This is a genomic window from Nocardiopsis sp. L17-MgMaSL7 (assembly GCF_003182025.1).
Lineage (GTDB): Bacteria > Actinomycetota > Actinomycetes > Streptosporangiales > Streptosporangiaceae > Nocardiopsis > Nocardiopsis prasina.
The window spans coordinates 341,564-359,897 of record NZ_QGTF01000002.1 but is presented as its reverse complement, the minus strand read 5'-3'; the positions used below and the strand labels follow the sequence as shown (position 1 = coordinate 359,897).

Here is an 18,334-nt window from a genome sequence, read left to right as displayed (position 1 = left end):
CGGCGGTGATCAAGGACCGCCGCGCCCCGGGCCCTCAGGCCCCGTAGCAGCAGAATCCGAGGTGGCCGAGGTGCTCCGCCACGGCCTCGGACACCTCGGTGCCGTCGGTGAGCGCCCGGTGGAAGGCACGCATGGCCACCCCCGTCCGCTCGTCGTCCACCGGCACCGGGCTGGCCACCACCGTGCGCGTGCCCCGGGCCAGCAGCGCGCCCACGAAGCCGCCGGAACGCCCGGGTGCGCCGCCGAACCCGTGCCCTCCCCAGCAGCTGGACAGGACGGCCAGCGCCGGGGCGGCGGGGAGCGCCGCGAGGTCGCAGGCGAGCAGCGGCCCGTCGTGCAGGTCGAATCGGCCGAGCATGGGTGTCCGGTCGCCGACGCTCCCGTGCCCGGCCAGATGGGCGAGGTCGCACTGGGCGAGGGCGTCCAGGACCCGTGCCTGGCCAGCGCGCACCAGGACCCGCGCGCCCGGGTGGACCCCGGCCAGGGCGCCCACCTCCAGCCGGGCCATGCGGGGCTCGGGCCCGCACACCAGCAGGACTCTGTCCCGACTGGGCCTCGTGGCTGGCCGTTCGGCCCACGACCTCGCCGTGGACACCAGGCGCAACGGCCGTCCGCGCAGGGCCGGGAGTTGCCCCCAGGGCAGGTCGCCCAGGTACGGCGCGGCCGTCACCACCAGGGGCCGGTCTCCGACCACGGGCAGGATCGGGCCGAGCAGGGTCGAGGAGACCAGGTCCGCCGGGGACGACCGCGCGGCGTTTCCGGGCGGGCCGGGGAGTCGGAGCGGGCCTGTGCGCGCCGCGGAGCGCGCGTGGGGAAGCGGCACGTTCCGCTCGTGGACGAACCTGCCGAGCGCCCGGCGGATCCGCACGAGGGGGCCGAGCTCCCGTGCGTGCACCTGCCCGGCGACCGCTACCAGTGCCACGGCCTCGGAGCCCGCCACCGCGTAGTGGACGAACGCCCGGCCGCCCAGGCGTTCCATCAGCGCTTCCAGCACCGGGAGCCGGTGCTGGCGTGCTCCGCCGTCCTCTGTCCGCGGCGCCCGCCAGTGAGCCGACTCCCAGCGCCGCGCGTGGTGGTGGGCCTCGGGGCCGGCGCCGCGTCCCAGGGCCAGACGGTAGCGGCCGGTCGGGTCCGCCATCCTGGGAGCGGCGGCGGTGTCCGGTGCCGGTGCCAGTCCGTCGGCCCAGGTATGGCTCATCTCCGCCCACTCCAGGGCGGTCGCGGGGTCACCGGCGAGCAGGGAGCTCTCCAACCCGGCCCGGATCACGTGGGGGTCGCGGTCGGCGCTCCCCAACCAGGGTCCGGGCGCCGGGGCGCCGCGCTCAGCGAGACGGTCCAGCGCCCGACGCGCGTCCGTGAGCGTTCCCCGCCTCCCGGCGACGTCCCACGCGTTCCGGAATCCGTCCCCTCCGCCACCCGCGACACCTGCGCGATCTGCGACACCTGCGGCACCCGCGCCCTCCGCTCCACCTGCGACACCTGTGCCAGCCACTCCACCTGAGTCACCGGTGCAACCGGCGGGCCCGTCGGCGAAGGGTTGCGCCACGGCGGGCACGCGGAGTTCCAGGAGGTCCCGGGCCCTCCTGGCCGGTGCCGGGCTCCGGGTGGCGGCCTCCGCCACCCCCTCCAGCCGCCCGGCCAGACGGTGCCAGAGCGAGCCCGGCCCGAGGCCCGCGCGCACCTTCCGGGTGAGGTGGAGCGCACCCGAGCGGTCGCCCTCCAACAGGCGGAGCTTGGCCTCCACCAGTACGCGCGCGGTGTCGTCCTCGTCGGCCCGCCACGGGGCCTCCGCGAGGACGCGCCCGGCCTCCTCCACCAGCCCCACCGCGAGCAGGGCCTCGGCCAGGTCCACACGCAGCGGGTCCTGGCGGTCGTCGGGCATCTGGTGGGTGAGTTCGTGGAAGGTGGTCAGGGCGGCGGCGGTGTCACCCCGGTACAGGTCCAGGCAGCCCAGGTTGTGCCGCGCCACCAGCCCGAGCAGGGGGAGGCGGCGCTCGTCGGCCAGGGAGAGCGCCTCGTTGAGGTGGTCCGCGGCCGGGCCGAACCGTCCGCACATGGTCTGGGCCAGCCCGAGGTCCGTCAGTACCCCGGGCAGCACGGGGTCGAGCTCGGAGACGGGGTGGCCGCGCAGGCGCCTTCTGCTGTCGTCGAGGAGCACCACGGTCTGATCGAAGCGTCCGGTCTGCGCCAACCGCACGCCCTGGGTGACCTGCGCCAACAGTGCGCGTCCGGTGGCCAGGAACGGTGGGTCGTCCGGGGGAGGGCTTGTGGTCGAGCGGGCGGGCGTTGCGCTGGGGAGCACGTCCGGCAGCCTTCTTTCGCCAGGGGGCCGATCAACTCCAGTGATAGCAGCGCGTCCGTCCAGGCGGGAGTGGCCCGCGTCAACCTGTGGACAACCGATCGGTGGCGGGGTGGGGCGAACCGGGGCGAAGCCAGACACGTGGAGGTGAGTTGGCGCACGGAGAAAACCGGGTTCGGGTCGTATCCGTTTCCCGTCTCCCGGGCGGGTCTCAGACGGTGAACCAGTCCGTGACGGTCGCAGGGTGGTCGGGTCGTTCCACGACCAGGCAGAGCGGCCCGGAGGGCACGGAGGTGTCGAAGCGGCCGTCGAGTCCGACGAACAGGAGGAGTGTGCCGTCCAGGCGCCGCAGGCGCACGTCCACGTGGTCGAACTCGCCGCTGACCAGGCCGGACAGGAGGCGCTGGTCGCCGCGGGCGCGTACCTGGAGGTCCAGGTGGACGCCGTCCAGGTCGAAGCTCAGAACGCTCGGAGCGGTTCCCTGCTCGTCGCGTTGGAGTGGTCGCGTGGGGGACGGGGCCGTGTCACTGACGGTTCTGGCCATCCTGGCACCGTCGAACGAGCGGTCGAAGGCGGCCAGCGCGGCGGCCCGACCGGCTCGGTCCTGAGTGGGGTCTGGATCGTTCCGCACGGTTCACGCACGCCTTTCACTCGGATCAGTGTTCGCTCGAAGGGAACGGCGAAGCTGACGGATCAGGTGCCGCCGCTGGTTCGGAGTGGTCCGGTGGGAGATCGGTCCGGCGTCGGGGGAGTCGTCCAGGTAGAGCCGCGCTACCCGGCGGTCCACCGGGTCGGTGAGGCCGTCGACGGCGCGGTGGAGAGCGGCGTTCCGTTCGTCGCGCAGGTACCGGAGCTCGGGGTCGTCCTGGTCGTGGGCGTACCCGTCCATGTCCACGGGGTCCGTGGGGACGAAGCGCCGCTGGTGCAGCCGTTGGCGGTCACAGGCCGTGTGTGTGGCCCGGCGCAGCCAGGAGGCGAGCCGGTGCGGGGAGTGGAGGCGGGGCAGGTGCTGGTTGAGGCGGAGCCAGACCGTCTGGACGGCGTCCTCGCGGTCCTGCTGGGGGAGCCGGTAGGACCTGGCGATGGCGTTCACCATGGCGAGGTGGCGGTCCACGATGGCCTCCCAGGCGTCCGCCCTTCCGTGACAGGCGCCCAGTACGAGTTCGGCGTCGTTGGGCTCGACCGCCTCGGGAGGGGGCGCCGGGGCGGGGCCGGATGTGGCCGGAACCGGCAAGGAAGTGGTAGAAACATACCCTGAACAGTGCGGATGGGCGTTTCTGTCGTGGGTTTCCGGAGAGTGGATGCCCTCTCGAGTCTGGTCTGGCACATCCGCCCCCACTATGATCGGACTCCCTGTCGCCGCCTGGGGCACACGCTAATCACTGGGTGCCGCGGGCGCGGTGGGAACGCTGGAAAATACCAGCGTGCGAGATGGTTCTCAGGGTGCCATTGGGGCACAATGGGGCAAAAGGCATTCAGGCGGGTAAGCAACCTTCTCGAGTACGAGGGCGTCGGGGAAGCGCACTCGTTCGTATCAGGAGGTTCGGTGTCCGCACGTGGCGTCTTGTACGTCCACTCCGCGCCCGCGGCGCTGTGCCCACATGTCGAGTGGGCGGTCGCGGGCGTTGTTGGAGTACCCGTCAAACTCGACTGGGCCGCCCAGCCGGCGGCCCCCGGCCATCACCGTGCCGAGCTCAACTGGCAGGGGAAGCCGGGGACCTCGGCGGCGATGGCCTCCGCGCTCAACGAATGGCAGCGCCTGCGTTTCGAGGTGACCGAGGAGGGGTCGCCCGGCTGCGACGGCATGCGCTACAGCTACACGCCATCCCTCGGGGTGTTCACCGCCGTCACGAGCGCCGCCGGTGAGGTACTCGTTCCCGAGGGCAGACTGCGCGCCGCCATGGCCACCGCGGCCGCCGAGGGCACCGAGCTCGCGGCCGAACTCGACCGGCTCACCGGCCGCGCCTGGGACGAGGAACTCGAACCCTTCCGTTACGCGGGTGACGGCGCCCCCGTGCGCTGGCTGCACGCCGTGGGCTGACCCCTCTCCGGGCAGCACCATGCGGGCGAAGGCGCGAGTCCCCCGATATGTCGAGTATCGCCCTCCGGCCCGAGACATCACCAGTCAGACGACGCAGGCCTGTGGACAACCCCGTGCCCTGCTCGCGCACGTCCGCGCCGTGCCCCGGTCCTGCTCCCCGAGGGGCCGTCGCCGGTTACCGAGTGGGCGCTCCGGGAGCTCATGCCGGTCCCGAGGACTGGCGGCTGGTACTTGAACGGCCCCCCGGGGACTCACCGTGTGCCCGGGCCGCTCCGGCCCCGAGGGGTCTCCCCGGGGCCGTGACCGCGCGGGTCGGGTCAGGGCGGGGTCTCCTCGCTGGGCCAGATCGCGGAGGCCAGCAGGACCGCGGCCCAGATCCCCAGGGGAACCAGAGGCCAGTACGGAACCAGCTCGCCGCCGAGCAGGCTCGCCACACCCCAGACGCCGGTCAGCGCCCCCGCCACGCCCAGCCACCAGCGCCACTCCTCGCCCCACTCCTCCCACGGCACCAGCACACCGGCCGGTTCGGGGGAGGGACGCGACTCGCGGTGGAACCTGGGCTGCGGTACCGGGAGTTCGGGTTCGGGGAGGTCCGCGGTGAGCGAACGCAGCTCACCGACCATGACCGAGCACAGGGCTGCACCGACACGGCGCTCGTACTCCTCGTGGTCCAGACGGCCCTCGGAGAACGCCACCGCGAGGCGGTCGACCGTCAGGTCCCGCTCGGTGTCCGAGGCGCGCATCTGGTTCAGCGGCAGACGTTGGGCCTCCACTTCCCACCCCCAAAGGCGCGTTGGTTCCCACACGATACGCGCCGTGTACGGCGCGCGAAAGGGCCCCGGGTCACCAGTTCGGACGGCTTGCGAACCACCCCTGAAGGAGTGGTTTCGCCGCAGGTCAGAGCGCTAACCAACGGGACACCGTGCGACACGTGGACGGATCCGCGGCACCCACCAGCCCGGTGTGCTCGAAGGCCCCCTGGTAGGTGAACCCGGAGCCGTCCAGGCGGGTCAGCAGACCCCCCGTCTCGGCCAGTACCAGACCGGGCGCGGCCACGTCCCAGTCACGGACCGGGACGTCCTTCACGAACAGCTGGGCGTCGCCCTCGGCGATCCGGCAGAGCTTCAGCGAGATACTCCCGCTCTCCAGGTAGCCGTCGTAGCCGAAGTGGTCGTACACGCTTCGGGCGATGCCCGAGGGGGCCGGGGTGTTGTCGGTGAGCGCCCCCTGACCGGGAGGGGCGGGCTGCTGCTGTGGCAGCGCCCGGCCGTCGCGCCAGGCGCCCCGCCCGCGCACGGCCGTGTAGAGGGTTTCCCTCTCGGGGGCGAAGACCGCCGCCACCTCGGGGCGTTCCCCGACAACCAGCGCGGCCTGGGTCACGTACCCGGCGAACCCGTGCGCGTAGCTGGCGGTGCCGTCGATGGGGTCGATCAGCCAGTACCGGGGCGGGCGCTCCCGGGTCAGCGAGTCCGGGTCCTCCTCGCTCACCACAGGGATGCTGGCGTCGATGCTGGTGAGTCTCCGGGAGAGCGCCCGGTGCGCCCTGGCGTCGGCCTCGGCCTTGAACTGGCTCCCCTCCCACACACCGTCGCGCGCCGTCGGGTCCGAACGCCACGCGCGCAGCAGCCCGCCGACCTCCACCACCGCGTTCGCCATCGCCTCGAACAGCGCGTGCTGAGGGCTCATCGGGCCGCGGGAAAGGTGGCGGGCCGCTCTCCGGTGCCCACCGCGCCGGGCAGGGAGAATCCCCCGCCGCTGGTGGTCGGGGTGGGTGCGGGGGAGATCCCGTGGGAGGCGAACCGCTCCTCGGACATGAACTCGTCGGTCCAGCGCCGCACCATGGCCACACCCTCACGCCATTCGTCGGTGAGTCGGGGGCCGTCGCACACGGCCTGGCGGAGCAGACCGGTGATCTCGTCGACCCCGGCGGCCACGGTGAGCGCCGCCGTGGAGGAGAAACGGGGATTGATCTCGAAGACCCGGGGCCGACCCCGGTCGTCCAGGCACAGCTGGACGTTGAACGGTCCGTCCGCGCGCAGGGCGTTCTGGACCGCCCGGCAGGTGCGGACGACCTCCGGGTGGCGCCGCGTGACCGCGTACTTGGTGACCCCCTGCTTGAGGAGGACCTCCTTGGGCACCACGGCCTGTACGTCGCCGTCCCGCCACACCACGACGGACACCGTGTACTCGGGGCCGGTGACGCGTTCCTGGACGATCAGGTCGTCGGCCGCGTAACCGCTCTCCGAGACCGCTCGGGCCATGTCGCGGGCCGAGTCGACCACCATCACACCCCGGCTGCCCCGACCGCTGCGGGGTTTGACGATCAGCCCGCCCGGCGACCTGTCTGCGGCGTCGGTGGGCCACTCCGAGGCGAGCCAGGTGCGGGGCACACCGATCCCGGCGTCCTCCAACTGCCGCATGAGGGCGTACTTGTCCAGGCAGGTGCTGACGAACTCCAGACGGGGCAGCAGGACCGCCACCCCGTCCTTGGCCAGGTCGGTCACCCGGACCAGTTCCTCGTCCACCAGCGGCACCACGGCGGCGGCGTCCTCCTCGGCGCACAGGGAACGCATCCGGGGCAGGAAGGCCTCGCTGTCGCCCGGCGGTACCAGGCAGCCGCGGTCGGCGAGGTACAGGCCCGGAGCGGCCGGGTCCAGGTCGGTGGCCACCACCCGGAAACCGTTCTCACGCAGGCGCAGGATGGTTCCGGGTGTGGGGGCGGAGCCCGCCGTCGTCACCACGACGGTCGGTTTCCTCGAAGTCTGCTGTGGCACCGGCTGAACCCTTCCGAGCGAGATTCGAGTGGGCCGAGGGGATGGCCCGAGCCTAAACGGGGGAGTGCCCCCGCGGCTCGGGATTGGCCGGATGCGGTTGCCGGGACAACCGAACGGGCCTCTCGCGCGTGTACTCACCGGCCCCGGGAGGAAGGGCAGAGGGCGGGTGACGCGCTCGGTGCGTCACCCGCCCTCCGGCGGCGGGGGTCGAGACCCCCTAGCCCTGCTCGTACGTGGGCGTGACGACCGCGCGGCCGATCGCGTGCGAGAACAGGTTGAAGCCGAGGAACGCCGGGCTCGCGGAGGCGTCGATGCCCAGGCTCGGGACGTCCACGGCGTGCACCACGAACATGTACCGGTGGGGGCCGTGCCCGGCGGGCGGGGCCGCACCGATGTAGCGGTGGCTCCCGGCGTCGTTGCGCAGGGTGATCGCCTGTTCCGGCAGACCGGAACCGTTGCCCGCGTCAGCCGCCAACTCGGTCACGTCGACGGGGATGTCGCAGACCGACCAGTGCCAGAACCCGCTGGCAGTGGGAGCGTCCGGGTCGAAGCAGGTCACGGCGAAGCTCCGGGTCCCCTCGGGGAACCCGCTCCAGGACAGGTGCGGGGAGACGTCCTCGCCCCCGGCACCCATGATCCCGCTGACCTGCGCCCGGGGCAGGCCCTGGCCGTCCCTGACGTCGTCGCTGGTGACGGTGAACGCGTCGACGTCGGGCAGGAAGTCGTAGGGAGAGGGTGGCTTGGCCACGGGGATGGCCTCCTTCGTTCTCGGGGTCGTCCGTTCCGGCCCGCTGGCGGGCCCTGCACCGAACATACGCCCCGACGGGCGGGGTGCGGTCTTCTGCGCGGACCTCGGCGGGGGTACGGTCGTGCCACACCGGACCGAACCCGGTTCGGTCCGCCCACCGACCCATGGAGCCACCATGACCGAACGCTGGGGCATCACCGTTCCCTTCGAGGGCGTCCCCCTGACCGGCCAGCGCGCACTGTTCGAGTCCCTGCCCGACCTCGGCTACACCGACGCGTGGTCATCCGAGGCCAACGGCACCGACGCGTTCACCCCGCTGGCCCTGGCCAGTGTGTGGGCGCCGAGACTGCGACTGGGCACCGCGATCGTGCCCGTCTACACGCGCGGCCCCGCCACCCTGGCCATGAGCGCCGCCACCATGGCCGCCGCCGCACCCGGCCGGTTCGTGTTGGGGGTGGGCACCTCCTCGAACGTGATCGTGGAGCGCTGGAACTCCCTCCCCTTCGAGGAGCCCTACAAGAGGGTCCGCGACACCGTGCGCTTCCTGCGCCAGGCGCTGACCGGCGAGAAGGTCAGGGCCGACTACGACACCTTCTCGGTGCGCGGGTTCACGCTCGGCGCCGTCCCGGAGCGGGTGCCGCCCGTCCTGGTGGCCGCGCTGCGCCCGGGCATGCTGCGTCTGGCCGGGCGGGAGGCCGACGGCGCCATCCTCAACTGGCTGTCCGCCGAGGACGTGCGGACGGTCGCTCCGATCGTGCGGGAGTTCGGTGACGACAAGGAGATCGTGGCGCGGATCTTCGCCGTGCCCGACACCGACGCCGACACCGCGCGGGGGATCGGCCGGTGGGCGATCTCGGCCTACCTGAACGTCCCCGTCTACCGGGCCTTCCACGAGTGGCTGGGTCGAGAGGAACTCGGTCCCATGTGGAAGGCGTGGGAGGAGGGGGACCGCAAGGGCGCGCTCGCCGCGATTCCGGACTCCGTGGTGGACGAACTCGTCGTGCACGGACCGGCCGGGTACTGCCGTGAGCGGATCGGCGCCTACGTCGAGGCGGGCGTGGACACTCCGGTGATCGCCCCGATCGGCCCGCCCGGCACGGATCCGGCCGCGGTGGTCAGGGCCCTGGCTCCCCGGGGCTGACCCGGCCCGCGGTCCCGGGCGGGTCCGCTGGCGGGCCTGGAGGGGGCTCCTCGGGATGTTCCCCGCGCACCATCGCGCAGGGAACATCCCGACTGTTCGGTATGTCATCGGTCCCGGTCCAGCGGGCCCAGCAGCCTGCGGGCCCGCAGCACCAGCTCCAACTCGAAGCGCGCCCCCGGATCCCGCAGACCGGGACCGAACAGCTCCTCCAGCTGCCGCATCCGGTACCGCACGGTCTGCGGATGGATACGCAACCGTTCCGCCGCCCCGTTGGCGTTGAACCCCGACTCCAACCACGCCAGCAGGGTGTCGGCCATCCGCTCCCGCTGCTGCTCCCGCATCGCCGACAGCGGCGCCAACCGCACCCGGGCCAGCTCCGCGACCAGCGCCGTGTCCCGCGACAGCAGCAGTTCCGGCAGGTGGTCGCTCCACCGCAGCACGCCCTGCCCCGACACCACCCCGGCCCGCGCCAGCTCGGCCAGCTCCCGTGCCCGCGACAGGGAAGCCGGGGCCTCGTCCAGGGGCACAGCCGGACCGAGCACCGCGCGGCAGCCCCGCATCGACCGCTCCAGCGACCTCAGCCTGCCCGGGCCCTCCGGGTCGGGCACCAGCGCGCACGGCTCCAGGCGGTCCAGGTCCACCAGCACGTCCGAGGGCAGCACCGGGGCACTCGCCGACCCCTCCTGGTCGAGCAGTGCCACGGCCACCCGCTCGGGCACGCGCCACCGCGCCGCCCGCGCCAGGGCGGACACCGTTCGCGCCTCCGGCTCCGTCCCGGACTCGGCCAGCAGCACTTCCAGCAGCCGGGAGCGGCGTCGTCGCAGCGCCTCCACCCCGGCGCCCCGCACCTGGGCGTGCCCCTCCGCCGCGGCCGAGGAGATCTCCTCCTGGAACGCGAAGAGCGCCTCGCCGAGCGCGGCCATCTGGTCCCGGTCGATCGAGTCGGCCTCGGCCAACCGACGCCACGCCACCGCTGCCGACGTGCGCATGCCGGTGTGCAGGCACTCCAGGCCGCGTCCCTGCCGGGCCTCACCCGCCCCGAACGCGCGGAAGGTCCGCTCGATCGCGCCGGTGTGCTCGACGCCGGGGGCGGCCTCGCCGTCTCCGTCGCCGGTGGCCCCCGCGCCGTCCTCGATCCGGTCCAGGAAGGTGTGCACGGCGGCCCCGATCACCGCGCGGACCGACTCCACGTGCGCGGGCTCCAACTCCTGGGCATGGGCCTCGGCCCGGCGCCGGATGGCCTCCACGGCCTCCTCGGTCAGGTGCGGCACCAGGGGGCGGAGCCTGGCCCCCAGGGCCGGGGGAAGCTCCGCGACGAGGGCGCCGCGGGCACCGTCCCGTAGTCGGTACGACATGTCACCTCCGGCGCGGACGCACGGCGGCGCGGCTCCGCGTGCGCCCGTGCGCCCGCCGAACCGCTGGTGGCACGCCCGCGCGTGCTCTGTGCGCCAGTGGATACCGTGATGCCGGTCACCCTCCTCCATATCACCAGAGGCCGCCCCGGGGGACAAGCCCCCGTCTCGCTCGCTGGAAACGCCCGCCTCCCAAGGAAGTCGGTCCGCTCCTGCGCGGGCCGATGCGCTTGCGTACGGGTCGGCCCTTCTCCGGGACCGGCTCCCTTGGTGGAACCAGTCCCCTCCTCTCGGGTCGGTCTCAGGGGCGCTCGGTGGCCTCGGTGTACCTCCGGTGGTACTCCTCGCCGATCTCCCTGAGGACGCGCCCGATCCGCTTGTAGGCCTCGTGGTCGAGGTTGGCGAGGCTGATCCGCACGGACCACTCCGGGCCGTCGAAGCCGCCGCCGTTGAGCAGCACCACGCCGTCCTCCCGGGCCAGGCGCAGGACCGGGTCCACCGGTTCGTAGTTCGCGCGCGTCCACTCGGCGAACTCGGCGCCCCAGTGGCGTTCGGCCCAGGACATCAGGTCGAGTTCGACGTAGTAGCCCGCGCGACGGGTGTCGGTGGGCAGGGGCACGCCCAACCCTTCGGACAGCGCGGCGAGCCGCCGGTCCAGCACGCTCATGACCGGTGCGTGGTACTCCTCGTCGGCGTGGGTGAGCGAGAAGAGGGCGAACAGCGCCATCTGCACCTGCTGGGGCGTGGACAGCCCGGCGGTGTGATTCAGCGCCACGGACCGGCTGTCGGCCACCATGCGGTCGATGAACCGCATCCCCGGCACGTCCAGCGACAACGAGGCGTAGCGCCGCCGGACCGCCTCGGCGTCCTCCCCGTCCAGGCGGGCGATCAGATCGTCCACGACGTTGTCGGGCTGGAGGGCCACCACTCCCAGGCGCCAGCCGGTCGCACCGAAGTACTTCGAGAACGAGTACACGCCGAGGGTGTTGCGCGGGCACACCTCCATCAGCGAGGTGAAGCCGCGCACGAACGTGCCGTACACGTCGTCCGTGACGATCACGAGGTCGCGGTTGCGCCGCTCCACGATGTGGCGGACGCGTTCCAGGGAGTGCTCGGACAACGCCACCGAGGGCGGGTTGCTCGGGTTGACCAGGCACACCAGGCGCACCGACGGGTCGGCCAGCTTCTCCAGCTCGGCGTCGTCGTAGTCCCAGGTATGGAAGTCGCTCTCGGTGCCCCGCGAGGCGCTGACCTCCACGACGTCGAAGTCGTAGCGGTCCAGGCGGGGGATCTCCAGGTAGGGGGTGAAGATCGGTGTCATCAGCGCGATCCGGTCGCCCCGGCGCAGGACGCGGTTGGCCTGGAGGGAGTCGAAGACACAGCACATGGCGGCGGTGCCGCCCTCGACCGCGAACAGGTCGTAGGGGGTCTCGGGGGCGCGGTCGCCCATCGCCCGGACCACGTACTCGTGCACCGACTCGGCCACGAACGGCAGGATGCGCGCGGGCACGGGGTAGTTGTCACCGATGACGCCGTCGACCAGTTCGTGCAGGACCTCGTCTCGGCGGTGCGGTTCCAGCCGGTTGAGGACGCGGCGGAGCAGGTCGGCGCCCGGCTCGCCCGCGTTCTGGTCGAGGAACAGGAAGAAGCGCTCGCCGACGCCCTCGGCGGCGGGCATCCCCGCGACGGCGGGCCACTCGTTCCAGGTACGGCGGGACTCCAGGACGGCGAACCGGCCGAGCAGGAAGAACGCCTCACGGGGAGGGGCGGCGGTCCAGTTCGGGTTCCCGCGTCCGGCGTTGAGCATGGCGTGGGCGCTCTTGTGCGAGGAGTCCCCCGCCAGGTCCATCAGGTGCCCCCTGAGTTCGAAGGGGCTCAGGCCCTCCAGCTCGCGTTGGGCCTCGCGGTCGTCGTCGAGGTCGGTCATCGGACCCTTCCGGTAGGTCGCCCGGTCTGAACGCGCGTGTTCGCGGAGTGCGCGCGTGTTCGCGGAGTGCGCGCCGGAGGGGTGCCCCGGGCCGGGTCAAGCCGAACCGAACCCGGACCCATGCTTTGCCTGGTCAGGGGTGTGCCAGGGAGCGAATGGCGGGCACACGTAGTCATCGATCGGGTGAATGCGGTAACAATGGTGCGTCCCGGAAACACCGACGGCGCCCACCCCCGCCGCACCCGCCGTCGGCCGTCCCCCAGTCCGTCCACGGAAGGCGACCCCCCATGCGACGCACCCTGATGTGTGCTGCCCTGCCCCTGTTCCTCGCGCTCACCGCCTGTTCGGGAGGGGACGAGGCCCCCGAGGAAGAGGCCGTCGAGGAAGCGGCGGACGCCCAGGGCGGTTCCGAACCCAGCGAGGAGGACACCGCCGAGGCCACCGATGCCGCCCGCACCGTGGCGGAGGGGTTCGTGGCCGCGCTCGCGGTCGACGACGGGGAGCTGGCCTGCACCTTCGCTGACGAGAGCGCCCAGGCGGCGATCATCGGCCAGGGAGATGACGGACAGGACTGCGTGGAGGCCTTTCCCGCCTACGCCGCCGGACTGCCCGATGCGGACGGCATCGAGGTCGGCGAGGTCACCGTGAGCACCGACCTGAACGGGGACACCCTCGTCGCCAGCGTCGAGATGGTCCACGCCGAGGAGACCCTCGGCTCCCTGGAGGTGCGTGAGGACTCGGACGGCGAGTGGCGCGCCACCCGCCTGCCCGGTACCACCCTCGGCGGAGCCTAGGGCGCTTCGGCGCCGCCCCGCCGCCCCGACGCCCTGACGCCGTGCGGCGCCGGCCACGGTCCCGGGTGAGGGGACGAACACCCCTTGTGCCCGGGCCGTCGAGCCCCGACCCTCCTGGCTCTGGGAGAGTGGTCGACCAAGGGGCGAGGCACGACCGCGCGCCCCGTGGCACACATCGAAGGAGATGCGGGATGATCCTGATCGTCGTCAAGTTCCGGACCAAGCCGGAGGCCGTGGACGGCTTCCTCGACGCGGTCGCCGACTTCACCGCGGCCACCCGCGCCGAGCCCGGCAACCTGTGGTTCGAGTGGTCCCGCAGCGTCGAGCGCGACGACGAGTTCGTGCTCGTCGAGGCGTTCAAGGACGGTGCCGCCGAGGCCCACGTCAACAGCGACCACTTCCGTGCCGGGCTGGCCTCGATGAAGCCGCTGCTGAAGGAGACCCCGCTGATCGTCAGCCGTGTGGTCGACGGCGAGGGCTGGGACCGGATGGGCGAGCTGACCATCGACGAGTAGCGTCGGCACGGGCACATCGGCTGGACGGAAGGGGAGCGGAAGTTTGGGCACGTACGTGGCGGACGACGACCGGTACGAGTCTCTGGAGTACCGGACCTGCGGCAGGAGCGGGCTGAACCTGCCGAGACTGTCACTGGGACTGTGGCAGAACTTCGGTGACGACCGGGACCTGGAGGGGCAGCGCCGCATCCTGCGCCGCGCCTTCGACCTCGGTGTCTTCCACTTCGACCTGGCCAACAACTACGGTCCGCCGCCGGGCAGCGCCGAGGTCAACCTCGGCCGCGCCCTGGCGAAGGACCTCGGTCCCTACCGCGACGAGCTGGTGATCACCACCAAGGCCGGGTGGGTGATGGGGCCGGGGCCGCACCAGCGGGGCGGTTCGCGCAAGTACCTGCTGTCCTCGCTGGACCGCTCGCTGGCCCGGATGGGCCTGGACTACGTGGACGTCTTCTACAGCCACCGGCCGGACCCGGACACACCGCTGGAGGAGACCATGCTGGCCCTCCACCACGCGGTGGTGTCCGGGCGGGCCCTGTACGCGGGGATCTCCTCCTACGGTCCGTCGCTGACCCGGCGCGCGGCGGCGATCATGCGCGACCTCGGTACGCCGCTGGTCGTGCACCAGCCCTCGTACTCGATGCTCAACCGGTGGGTCGAGGACGGATTGCTGGAGGCCGCGGCGGACGAGGGTATGGGCGTGGTCGCCTTCTCCCCCCTGGCCCAGGGGCTGCTCACCTCCCGGTACCTGGGCGGTGAGGTGCCCTCGGACTCCCGAGCGGGTGTGGGGCGGCCCAGCTGGCGGGAGAACATGCTCACCGAAGAGGTGCTCGGCCGGGCCCGGGCACTCAACCAGATCGCCACCGAGCGCGGTCAGACCCTCGCCCAGATGGCGATCTCCTGGGTCCTGCGGGCCCAGGGGCCGCGCACCGTCACCACGGCGCTGGTCGGCGCCTCGAGCGTGGAGCAGCTGGAGCAGAACCTCCGTGCGGTGGACCACACGGACTTCTCCGATGAGGAACTGCGCGACATCGACCGCTGGGCGGTCGACTCCGACGTGAACATCTGGTGGGGCGCCACCGCCTCCAAGGAGTAGCTCCCCACCGGATCGGTGCCCCGAGGCCAACGGGGGCCGGGGATCCGGGGCCTACCGGTCGTCTCCGGTGCGGCCCCGGTCCTCGTCCTCGTCGGTCCGACCGCCGGGGACCTGGTCCCAGTAGTCGGGCGAGCGGACGGCCTTCTCCGCCTGGCGCTGGACGATCCTGAAGATCGCCAGCACCAGGAAGATGATCGCGACGGGTACGGCGATGCCGATCAGGACGCCGAGTGCGGGCCATGCGAACACCGGCCTCACCTCCTCACCCTGAGTCTCCCCGCTCACCTGCGGGTTCACCCGTGTGTCAGCGGATCGGCAGGCCGGTGACGGTGCGGCCGATGATGAGCCTCTGGATCTCGCTGGCGCCCTCGAAGATGGTGAAGATGGAGGCGTCGCGGTGCCAGCGCTCCACCGGGTAGTCCCTGGTGTAGCCGTTGCCGCCGAGGATGCGCAGGGCGTTCTGGGTGACGAAGGTGGCGGTCTCCGAAGCGTAGAGCTTGCTCATGGAGCCCTCGGCGTTGGTGAAGTCCTTGCCGTTGCGGGCCATCCACGCGGCCCGCCACACCAGCAGACGGGCGGCGTCGATGCGGGTGGCCATGTCGGCCAGGAGGAAGGCGACACCCTGGTTGTCGCCGATCGGCCTGCCGAACTGCTCGCGCTGGGTGGAGTAGTCGCGGGCGTACTCGTAGGCGGCGCGGGCGCAGCCCACCGCCATCGCGCCGACGGTGGGCCGGGTCGCCTCGAAGGTCTTCATGGCGGCCTGGCCCTTGGAGCGCTTGCCCTCCTTGGCCCGGGCGATCCGCTCGTCCAGTTTCTCCTTCCCGCCCAGGAGGCAGGAGCCGGGGACGCGGACGTCGTCGAGGACGACCTCGGCCGTGTGGGAGGCGCGGATGCCGTGCTTGGCGAACTTCTGGCCCTGGGACAGGCCGGGGGTGTTGGGCGGAATGATGAACGAGGCCTGGCCGCGTGAGCCGAGTTCGGGTTCCACGGAGGCGATCACCACGTGCACGTGGGCGATGCCGCCGTTGGTGGCCCAGGTCTTGACGCCGTTGATGACCCACTCGTCCTTGGCCTGGTCGTAGACGGCGCGGGTGCGGATGGCGGAGACGTCCGAACCGGCGTCGGGCTCGGACGCGCAGAACGCGGCGAGCCTGACGTCGTCCGGAGTGCCGAACATCTGCGGGGCCCACTCGCCGATCTGCTCGGGGGTGCCGGTCTTGCTCAGCGAGGCGGCGGCCAGGCCGGTGCCCATGATGGACAGGCCGATGCCGGAGTCGCCCCAGAACAGCTCCTCGATGGTGACGGCCATGCCCAGGCCGCTCTCCTCGAAGGCCTGGGTGGCGAAGAAGTCCAGGGAGTAGAGGCCGATCTTGGCGGCCTCCTGGATGATCGGCCAGGGGGTCTCCTCCCGCTCGTCCCACTCGGCGGCGGCGGGGCGGATGACGTCGGCGGCGAATCCGTGGGCCCAGTCCCGGACGTCGCTGATCTCTTCGGGAAGCTGGAGGGAGAAGTCGGGCATGGGGGCTCCTTGGGGGTCACGCGGGGACGCGGGGGTGGGCGGCAGGGTGTTACCGGTGGTCACCCTAGTGAACATTACCCGTGAGTAGCATTCGGGGCGTCGGGGGGTCGGGGCGGGATGGTCAGCGGTCGTCCGATCACCCCTGGTCCGGGCCGCTCCTTTCACTGGAAAGCGCCCACGGGAAACCCTTTCCGAGGAAAGGCGGAATGCTAGGCTCGTGTGTGTTCTGGATCACAAAGTAGAGGAAGCTGCCCCCCAGGAGCACAGATGACCTCCGCCCCCGGCACCGAGGACGATCCCACGAACCGCACTCTCCCCGAACTCCTCCTGCGCAACGCGCGTGAGCACCCCGGTCTCCCAGCCCTGTCCTGGCGTGAACCCGGCGCCACCACCTGGTCCACCCTCACCTGGGAGCAGGCCCGCGAGACGGTGTCCGCCCTCGCCGAAGGGTACGCGGCCCTCGGCGTCCGGCCCGGCGACCACGTGCTCCTCATGATGGGAAACCGGCCCGAACACTGGCTCTCCGACCTCGCCCTGGTCCACGCCGGGGCTGTCCCCACCACCGTCTACTCCACCGCCGCCCCCGAACAGATCGGCTACGTCTGCCGCCACAGCCGCGCCCGGCTGGCCGTGGTGGAGGACCCCGACGTCGCCGCCCACTGGGAGAAGCTCCTCGACGACCCCGGCACAGCCCTGGAGACCCTCGTGGTGCTGGACCGGCCCGATCCCGGGCGCGGCCACACCCCCTACGACGGCCTGACCGGCTCCGCCCCCTCGGGCGCCTTCGAGCGGTGGCGCGACCTCACACCCGACCACCTGGTCACCGTCGTCTACACCTCCGGCACCACCGGTGACCCCAAGGGGGCCGCCATCACCCACCGGCAGGTCCTCGCCCAGGCCACCGCCCTCGACGCCGCCGTCGACCTGCCCGACCACCCCAGCCACGTCTGCTACCTTCCGCTGGCCCACATCGCGGAACGGCTGCTCAGCGTCTACCTGCCGCTCGTCCGCGTCTCGCACGTGTGGATGTGCGCCGATCCCGCCGCACTCGCCCGGGCCCTGCCCGAGATCAGACCTCCGCACTTCGTGGGGGTGCCGCGCGTGTGGGAGAAGCTCGCCACCGGTGTGCGGGCCTCCCTCGCCGCCCTGCCCGAGGAGTTCACCGCCGTCATCGACGCCGCACGCGAGGTCGCCAGCGACTACCACGGGCGGCGGGCCCGCGGCGAGGAGGTCCCCGCTGACCTGGAGGAGCGGTACCGGGACGCGCACGCCTCCGTGCTCACCCCGCTCCTGGCCCGACTCGGCCTGGACCGGCTGCGCCTGGCCTCCAGCGCCTCCGCGCCCATGCCCGTGGACGTGCTGCGTTTCTGGTCCTCCCTGGGCGTGGCCGTCATGGACGTGTGGGGGCTCACCGAGTCCGTGGGCGTGGCCACCCTCAACACCCCGGAGGTCGGCCGAAACCGGCTCGGCTCCGTGGGCCGCCCCGTCCAGGGCGTCCAGGTGCGGCTGGCCGACGACGGCGAGGTGTTCCTGCGCGGACCCTCGGTCTTCGAGGGCTACCTCCAGCCGGACGGCTCCGTCAGCCCCGCCACGGACGACGAGGGCTGGTTCGCCACAGGGGACGTGGGCCGGATCGACGAGGACGGCTTCCTGTGGATCACCGACCGCAAGAAGGAGATCATCGTGACCTCGGGCGGGAAGAACGTCCCGCCCGTCCTGGTGGAGAACACCCTCAAGGAGCACCCGCTGGTGGGGCAGGCCCTCGTGCACGGCGACGGCCGCCCCTACCTGGTGGCGCTGCTCGTCCTCGACCCCGAGATGGCGCTGGCGTGGGCCCGCGAACACGGGGTCGACACCGGGGGAGCGGTTCCGGCCGACCACCCGGAGGTGGTGGCGGAGGTCGAACGCGCGGTGGCGGCGGCCAACACCCGGCTCAGCCGTCCCGAACAGGTCAAGCGCCACCGACTGCTGTCGGGGGAGTGGGGGCCGGGGACGGGTGAGCTGACCCCCTCCCTCAAGCTCCGCCGCCGCGTGGTCGAGGACCGCTACGCCGAGGAACTGGCCGCTCTCTACCGGGACTGAACAGGATTCCCGTCCGATCCGGGGCCGCGCCGAGGCCGGCCCCGCGCCG

17 protein-coding genes are annotated in these 18,334 nt (G+C 72.4%); 6 read left to right on the top strand and 11 right to left on the bottom strand.

Annotated features, from left to right (window positions below):
* Nucleotides 1-34 precede the first annotated feature (34 nt).
* The 3 genes from BDW27_RS04275 to BDW27_RS04265 form a co-directional block, all read right to left on the bottom strand.
* Nucleotides 35-2,302 carry a CHAT domain-containing protein gene (locus BDW27_RS04275; RefSeq protein WP_233515631.1) on the bottom strand — a complete coding sequence of 756 codons (2,268 nt, stop codon included), beginning with the start codon at nt 2,300-2,302 and terminating at the stop codon, nt 35-37.
* A 208-nt stretch (nt 2,303-2,510) separates the two neighbouring features.
* A complete protein-coding gene (locus BDW27_RS04270) occupies nt 2,511-2,930 on the bottom strand; it encodes a hypothetical protein (protein ID WP_017545295.1) in 420 nt (139 codons plus the stop codon).
* Between the two features lie 3 nt (nt 2,931-2,933).
* The gene (locus BDW27_RS04265; RefSeq protein ID WP_110048311.1) at nt 2,934-3,533 is read right to left on the bottom strand and encodes an RNA polymerase sigma factor; all 600 of its coding nucleotides are present in this window, start codon (nt 3,531-3,533) and stop codon (nt 2,934-2,936) included.
* Between the two features lie 312 nt (nt 3,534-3,845).
* Here BDW27_RS04265 and BDW27_RS04260 point away from each other — a divergent pair, with 312 nt between their 5' ends.
* On the top strand, nt 3,846-4,340 hold the full coding sequence (locus BDW27_RS04260) for a DUF3145 domain-containing protein (protein ID WP_040694042.1): 495 nt from the start codon (nt 3,846-3,848) through the stop codon (nt 4,338-4,340).
* Between the two features lie 317 nt (nt 4,341-4,657).
* On the opposite strand, the gene BDW27_RS04255 is transcribed toward BDW27_RS04260, so the two are convergent.
* The 4 genes from BDW27_RS04255 to BDW27_RS04240 form a co-directional block, all read right to left on the bottom strand.
* Nucleotides 4,658-5,113 (bottom strand): DUF1707 domain-containing protein, encoded by a 456-nt coding sequence (locus tag BDW27_RS04255; protein WP_017545298.1) that lies wholly within the window; start codon nt 5,111-5,113, stop codon nt 4,658-4,660.
* 124 nt (nt 5,114-5,237) lie between these two features.
* Nucleotides 5,238-6,026, bottom strand: coding sequence for an inositol monophosphatase family protein (locus BDW27_RS04250; protein WP_110048310.1), 789 nt, complete (start codon nt 6,024-6,026; stop codon nt 5,238-5,240).
* The gene (locus tag BDW27_RS04245) at nt 6,023-7,081 is read right to left on the bottom strand and encodes an ATP-grasp domain-containing protein (RefSeq protein ID WP_110048309.1); all 1,059 of its coding nucleotides are present in this window, start codon (nt 7,079-7,081) and stop codon (nt 6,023-6,025) included. Before BDW27_RS04245 ends, BDW27_RS04250 begins: the two co-directional genes overlap by 4 nt.
* 250 nt (nt 7,082-7,331) lie before the next feature.
* Nucleotides 7,332-7,862: a YbhB/YbcL family Raf kinase inhibitor-like protein gene (locus BDW27_RS04240; RefSeq protein ID WP_110048308.1), complete on the bottom strand. Its 531-nt coding sequence runs from the start codon at nt 7,860-7,862 to the stop codon at nt 7,332-7,334.
* 175 nt (nt 7,863-8,037) lie between these two features.
* On the opposite strand from BDW27_RS04240, the gene BDW27_RS04235 reads away from it, so the two are divergent.
* The gene (locus BDW27_RS04235) at nt 8,038-9,003 is read left to right on the top strand and encodes an LLM class F420-dependent oxidoreductase (RefSeq protein ID WP_110048440.1); all 966 of its coding nucleotides are present in this window, start codon (nt 8,038-8,040) and stop codon (nt 9,001-9,003) included.
* Nucleotides 9,004-9,107: 104 nt separating this feature from the next.
* On the opposite strand, the gene BDW27_RS04230 is transcribed toward BDW27_RS04235, so the two are convergent.
* On the bottom strand, nt 9,108-10,358 hold the full coding sequence (locus BDW27_RS04230) for a CdaR family transcriptional regulator (RefSeq protein ID WP_110048307.1): 1,251 nt from the start codon (nt 10,356-10,358) through the stop codon (nt 9,108-9,110).
* A gap of 298 nt (nt 10,359-10,656) precedes the next feature.
* Nucleotides 10,657-12,282 (bottom strand): bifunctional aspartate transaminase/aspartate 4-decarboxylase, encoded by a 1,626-nt coding sequence (locus BDW27_RS04225; protein ID WP_110048306.1) that lies wholly within the window; start codon nt 12,280-12,282, stop codon nt 10,657-10,659.
* Between the two features lie 287 nt (nt 12,283-12,569).
* Here BDW27_RS04225 and BDW27_RS04220 point away from each other — a divergent pair, with 287 nt between their 5' ends.
* The 3 genes from BDW27_RS04220 (at nt 12,570) to BDW27_RS04210 (ending at nt 14,684) form a co-directional block, all read left to right on the top strand.
* Nucleotides 12,570-13,076 (top strand): lumazine-binding domain protein, encoded by a 507-nt coding sequence (locus tag BDW27_RS04220; protein WP_110048305.1) that lies wholly within the window; start codon nt 12,570-12,572, stop codon nt 13,074-13,076.
* 191 nt (nt 13,077-13,267) lie between these two features.
* Nucleotides 13,268-13,591 carry a putative quinol monooxygenase gene (locus BDW27_RS04215; RefSeq protein WP_017545306.1) on the top strand — a complete coding sequence of 108 codons (324 nt, stop codon included), beginning with the start codon at nt 13,268-13,270 and terminating at the stop codon, nt 13,589-13,591.
* A 43-nt stretch (nt 13,592-13,634) separates the two neighbouring features.
* On the top strand, nt 13,635-14,684 hold the full coding sequence (locus BDW27_RS04210) for an aldo/keto reductase (protein ID WP_110048304.1): 1,050 nt from the start codon (nt 13,635-13,637) through the stop codon (nt 14,682-14,684).
* Nucleotides 14,685-14,735: 51 nt separating this feature from the next.
* Here the strand turns inward: BDW27_RS04210 and BDW27_RS04205 are convergent, their stop codons facing one another.
* Together BDW27_RS04205 and BDW27_RS04200 are read right to left on the bottom strand one after the other, a co-directional pair.
* The gene (locus BDW27_RS04205) at nt 14,736-14,933 is read right to left on the bottom strand and encodes a hypothetical protein (protein ID WP_026129400.1); all 198 of its coding nucleotides are present in this window, start codon (nt 14,931-14,933) and stop codon (nt 14,736-14,738) included.
* A 55-nt stretch (nt 14,934-14,988) separates the two neighbouring features.
* Complete coding sequence (locus BDW27_RS04200; RefSeq protein ID WP_110048303.1) at nt 14,989-16,203, bottom strand: acyl-CoA dehydrogenase family protein; 1,215 nt, start codon at nt 16,201-16,203, stop codon at nt 14,989-14,991.
* A gap of 267 nt (nt 16,204-16,470) precedes the next feature.
* On the opposite strand from BDW27_RS04200, the gene BDW27_RS04195 reads away from it, so the two are divergent.
* A complete protein-coding gene (locus BDW27_RS04195) occupies nt 16,471-18,285 on the top strand; it encodes a long-chain fatty acid--CoA ligase (RefSeq protein WP_110048302.1) in 1,815 nt (604 codons plus the stop codon).
* The last annotated feature ends 49 nt before the right edge of the window (nt 18,286-18,334 follow it).

Bases quoted from the DNA above. Each gene is read 5' to 3' on its own strand.
- BDW27_RS04235 (WP_110048440.1), top strand. From the start codon at position 8,038: ATGACCGAACGCTGGGGCATCACCGTTCCCTTCGAGGGCGTCCCCCTG.
- BDW27_RS04225 (WP_110048306.1), bottom strand. From the start codon at position 12,282: ATGACCGACCTCGACGACGACCGCGAGGCCCAACGCGAGCTGGAGGGC.
- BDW27_RS04195 (WP_110048302.1), top strand. From the start codon at position 16,471: ATGACCTCCGCCCCCGGCACCGAGGACGATCCCACGAACCGCACTCTC.
- BDW27_RS04215 (WP_017545306.1), top strand. From the start codon at position 13,268: ATGATCCTGATCGTCGTCAAGTTCCGGACCAAGCCGGAGGCCGTGGAC.
- BDW27_RS04230 (WP_110048307.1), bottom strand. From the start codon at position 10,358: ATGTCGTACCGACTACGGGACGGTGCCCGCGGCGCCCTCGTCGCGGAG.
- BDW27_RS04200 (WP_110048303.1), bottom strand. From the start codon at position 16,203: ATGCCCGACTTCTCCCTCCAGCTTCCCGAAGAGATCAGCGACGTCCGG.
- BDW27_RS04250 (WP_110048310.1), bottom strand. From the start codon at position 6,026: ATGAGCCCTCAGCACGCGCTGTTCGAGGCGATGGCGAACGCGGTGGTG.
- BDW27_RS04220 (WP_110048305.1), top strand. From the start codon at position 12,570: ATGCGACGCACCCTGATGTGTGCTGCCCTGCCCCTGTTCCTCGCGCTC.